The sequence below is a fragment of the Nostoc sp. CALU 546 genome (genome assembly GCF_048836525.1).
The window spans coordinates 1-3,097 of record NZ_JAWJTF010000253.1; the positions used below are offsets into that span (position 1 = coordinate 1).

Annotated in this window: 4 protein-coding genes; 3 read left to right on the forward strand and 1 reads right to left on the reverse strand. The window is 43.0% G+C overall.

What is annotated here, in order from left to right; translation table 11 throughout:
- Nucleotides 1-31: 31 nt before the first annotated feature.
- Nucleotides 32-196: a hypothetical protein gene (locus RRG12_RS42305; RefSeq protein WP_420761562.1), complete on the reverse strand. Its 165-nt coding sequence runs from the start codon at nt 194-196 to the stop codon at nt 32-34.
- Between the two features lie 539 nt (nt 197-735).
- Here RRG12_RS42305 and RRG12_RS42310 point away from each other — a divergent pair.
- The 3 genes from RRG12_RS42310 to RRG12_RS42320 all read left to right on the forward strand — a co-directional run.
- On the forward strand, nt 736-975 hold the full coding sequence (locus tag RRG12_RS42310) for a hypothetical protein (protein ID WP_420761563.1): 240 nt from the start codon (nt 736-738) through the stop codon (nt 973-975).
- A 257-nt stretch (nt 976-1,232) separates the two neighbouring features.
- Nucleotides 1,233-2,723 (forward strand): hypothetical protein, encoded by a 1,491-nt coding sequence (locus RRG12_RS42315; RefSeq protein WP_420761564.1) that lies wholly within the window; start codon nt 1,233-1,235, stop codon nt 2,721-2,723.
- Between the two features lie 2 nt (nt 2,724-2,725).
- Nucleotides 2,726-3,097 (forward strand): hypothetical protein (locus RRG12_RS42320; RefSeq protein WP_420763235.1); only part of this gene is annotated, 372 nt, incomplete at its 3' end.

Consider the following 3,097-nt stretch of genomic DNA (forward strand, 5'->3'; position numbering starts at 1 on the left):
CCCTTATTTCGTAAGGGTTTAGGCTTATTTCTCACTCAGAAATGTTTAAGAACACGTAGGAAGGATGTTGAAGACAGGTCATCAACTCTTTAGCGTAAGTTTCGGAATGGATGCTCATTTCACTCCGAAAACACAAATCGGCGTTGTGAACTCTGGTGCAAGTCAAATTGATCGCATCAAGCTTTGCTGTAGTCACTGTTAGTTATTGGAACTGTGGTTCTCATAAGCAATATTCTCATAAGTAAAAAAATGGTTACTGCTACTCTCTCTAATCAAGTGCGATGGCTAGGGCAGTAAAGAGAGCAGAGCTAGAGAGAGGACGGTCACACAACTGGTTGACATTGCAAGAGGGCATCAGCAAACACTAAAAATCAGTCAGCAAAACTTTGACCGCATCTTGAAGTACTTACTCCGATAAGGTTGTAATTGAAACACGTCAGCTACCAACTAACGATCTAAACTTTACAAATTGTTATCTTTTTTTCACGGGGACGAGGGCAAATATATCAATTTTGTGAGACAGATCGGATGCACAAAATCGTAAATTTTGACAACCGTTGTTTCCTTTAATAGCAACGAATAATCAACTTATTGAGATATCGATAAGTTGAATTTAATCAATTGGTTGAGGTTAAATTAATACTTTTACCGGAAATGATGCTGCGATGTTTTTGATTTTTACATCGGCAAACTACCCAAAATTGAATTATTATCTTTAGGTAGTACAAAAAAACTATGGAACAACAAAAAACATATCCGTTAGAAGAAACCCCTAGTTCAATTAGGAGGAGGCGATTGCATTGGGGAGAAGCAAAAATGCAGCTTTCCTCATTGATAACGCCCTCTGGCCACGATCTGCTTCGAGACAAAGCAAGACAACTGCAACTCTCCAAAAGTGACTTAATTGAATATTTGTCACGTTGCCTGGATGACCCAGCAGTTGAGCAAGCTATCACGAGGCAGATAAAAGCTTAATCTCTTTTACGCAAAAAAAAGACGGAGGATGTAAAGCCCCATAGAGGTTCAACAACTACCCGCCCAAAAAATCAAAATAGTATTACTATTTTGAACAAAAAACTTAATTAGCTTTATCTTACCCTTGGTTCCCGGCATAGAGATAGAGCTACTGTTGAAAAATTTACCTTCTGTCTCCAGGAACGCGGGTTTTTTAGAAACTAAATATAGCGCTCGGCATCCTCCTCTGGCAAGCATCACAGTCAATAGGAGAAAAAATGAAAATAATAGAAATACTCCAAGAAATCGGCTCTCCCATAGCTTTCTATCCTGATTTAGTACCAATAGTAGGTTCCCATGAGGCGGCGATCTTTATATGTCAGCTTACCTATTGGACGGGCAAGCAACATAACAGAGATGGCTGGATTTATAAAACACAAGAAGAATGGTTTTTCGAGACTCTCCTAACAGAAAAGCAACAACAAACCGCTAGAACCTTGCTGGTCGAGCGTGGTTACATCGAGGAGCGTCTTAGAGGCATCCCAGCCAGGTTGGAGTATCGGCTAGTAGAGAAAGCCTTAAACGCCATTTGGGAGACTTGGATGATTGCATCCCGAATCAAAAAGCAGTTCCAAACCCTAATCGGAATGTATGGTGTGCTTTTAAGCCGGGGTCTTCAAAATGAAGAAATCCAACGCCAAGTGGAGAAGTTTAGAGAGACTGTACGGAGTTGCCACATTGTAACAAATGAGTTTTTTAAGAAGTGCCGAGAGCTAGAAATTTCCCCTTTGAACATGATCGACTCTTTGCGCCAAAACCTATCTAAGCTGGCTGGAACCCTTGGTAAATTCAGTTTCTCCCAACAGGAGAAACAGGCATCTCCCAACCAGAGATACAAGGATAGCCCATACGGAGAAACAAGCATCCCTGAACCGGAGATACTTGCATCCCCCAATGGGAGATCCGCACCCCCCTCAAGCCCATTCACAGCAGGCGCTCCAGCCCCCTCAAAGAGTACTGCAAAGACTACTTCAGATATTTCTCATGTGAGTACTCATTCCGGCGCGGAAAACACACACATTGAAACCCAACCTTTAAATTTTTCCCAAGAAGAAAAAAATAAAGAGGTTGACCAGGGATTGGTAAAAAAAGTAGAGGTAGAAGTATTACAAGATACTCAGCAAGAACCCAAGGAGACGCTCGTTCGCGTAGCGTGTCGTACACAAGACTTGCTAGCGCTAGGCTATCAAAATTTGAATTCTCAAGGCCAGGATTGTATTTTCATGGAGAGTTATATTCCGGGCGGCGGCGGCGAAAATAAGAAAATTGAAAAAACGCCAGATTGGGTGCAGGAGTATGAAGACAAAGTGCGCTCAGGGAACACTCTGCCGCGCTCAGAACTACTGAAACTGGCAGAATATAGGTTGGGGGACTTGGCGAGTGTTTACCGGGACTCTGGGCGGGTTCTGGATGCAAGCCCGAATGACATTAAGCCGGAGTTTTTACAGTTTTTGCAGTGGTATGCGTTCAATCGACACCCTGATATTAGTTATGTCCGGGCTACCGTCATCAAGAGAGAACGCAGTCCTGAAGAGTGGGGTGTATTCCTGAGTTGGATAGAGACATTCCAGCAGGTGCAAGACGATCCGAGTGTGTTGGAAACCATGCTTGCGGCGAAGGTTAGTAGTGGGGGGAGAAATGGGAACAAGCAGGATTTAGCACTTAATAATCGGCTGGTTTTACAGAATCTATTTAAAACAGAAGGATGATCATGATCGAACAAAGCCTTTTTCTTGAACGCTTTGAAGAAATTGCGGTGCATTTTGGCTATAAAGTAACCGCACCTGTTGCCAAAATCTACTATGAGCATTTGAGTGAAAACCTGACAACTGAAGAGTTCATCCAGGCCGCACAAAGGTCAATGGTTGAGTTCCCTGTACGCCGACAACTACCATCGCCCAAAGAAATCGTGGAATTAATCTTGGGTACTCGTGAATCCAAAGCCCTCCAAGAATGGCAGATGATTCTCCAAGCCGCATCCCGCAATGACTCTGAATCTTTAGTTTACTTGAGTAATCGTGGTCATATTGCCCTATCTGCGATCGGTGGCTTAAATGTTGTGGCTTACCACGAAGGTAGTTTG